This is a genomic window from Oscillibacter sp. KLE 1745 (genome assembly GCF_000469445.2).
Taxonomy (GTDB): domain Bacteria; phylum Bacillota; class Clostridia; order Oscillospirales; family Oscillospiraceae; genus Oscillibacter; species Oscillibacter welbionis.
This window is the reverse complement of the sequence record NZ_KI271679.1, coordinates 1-1259: the sequence shown is the minus strand read 5'-3', so window position 1 is coordinate 1259 and position 1259 is coordinate 1. Positions and strand designations below refer to the sequence as shown.

Annotated in this window: 2 protein-coding genes; both read right to left on the bottom strand. The window is 52.7% G+C overall.

Going from position 1 to position 1259, the window contains the following annotated elements; all coding sequences use genetic code 11:
- Positions 1–124 precede the first annotated feature (124 nt).
- Positions 125–754, bottom strand: coding sequence for a hypothetical protein (locus tag HMPREF1546_RS02510; protein WP_021751338.1), 630 nt, complete (start codon positions 752–754; stop codon positions 125–127).
- An 89-nt stretch (positions 755–843) separates the two neighbouring features.
- A partial coding sequence (locus HMPREF1546_RS02505; protein ID WP_021751648.1) for an ester cyclase occupies positions 844–1259 on the bottom strand: 416 nt, incomplete at its 5' end.

Genomic DNA, 1259 nt, shown 5'->3' with positions numbered 1-1259 from the left:
TTGTGGTTATAGATAAACTCCCAAAAGCCCTTCAGATATGCGCATAACGTATCTGCATCTGTGACCTGAATCGCCCTGAGCGCTTTCTCATGGGCATGCAGGGCATCCGCCCGTTCAAAGCAGATCATGCCTTCTCCTCCTCGCACACCGTTTCATCGTCTCTCTGCGCCGATTCCTCACATACCGGAAGCTGCCGCTCTGCCGGATCGCCCAGCACGGTCTTATAATAGGGCTGCGCCCCCGCCATCATCTGACGCTTGATCTCATTGCCGTAGCCCAGATATTCCTCCGTGACAACCCAACGCCCATCCACCCGGTTGACATAGCACTGGCAGAAGTTCACATAGGTCCCTTCTTCAAACACCGAATCATCGCCCCGACCACTGCTATTGGCTCCTTTTGCCGAGAAAATCCCACTGTTGGTCGTAGACTGGCCGAACCGGTAGCCGTGCTCCTGGTCACCTACGCAGAAAATATCCAAAAACGTGGTTTTGCTCCTGGGATAAGCTGAGAAGGCGGGGATGGTGTGGATCTCTGCCACGTCTACACCGCCTACCATCTTTCCGCCGCCTTCCTGCCGGATAACGGTTTCATCGCAGTAGTAATCATATACCAGGCCCGCCTGGTGATGGGTCCAGATCAGCTTCGTATAGACTTCAAAAAGCTTTGCAACCTCTTCCGGTGTCTCCAGCTTGCAATTGTAGTAGTACTCTTCCAGCGCTTTTCGCTCTGCCAAAACCTCTTTACGTCCCATTTCATTTGTTCCTTTCACTTTGCACCGTTTGCCGGACGGACTCCAGGCACGTTCAGCGTATCCGCTGCGGCATCATCGGAATCCAGTCCTCACATTTCCAGACAACTGAATCTTTTATCCCCAGTGCAGACTGCTCGGATATAGTCGCAGCAAAGTCCAGTGGTTTCATGCGCGATCAGCCATTCGCCGTCGATCTTTTCCACATGGAAGGAACTGATGTTCAGTGCTTTCTCCTTTTCCAGCTTCAATCCCGTAGGAGGGCCATAAATGCTGGGCCCCGTATTGGTGCCAGAGAAATAGTATCGCATCCAAACTTGGTAACGATTCTCCCCCTGTGAAGATGCGAAAATTGTGGCGACCTCCGCTTTCAAATCCGGAAAGGCAGAGCAAAGGCGCATGACGGCGTGCTCCACAGCAGGAATCCCACGGAGCACAAAGCCATTTTCCCGGCGGACTTCGATGTCATCGCTGTAAATATCATAGACGCAGCCGAACATCTTGTGGT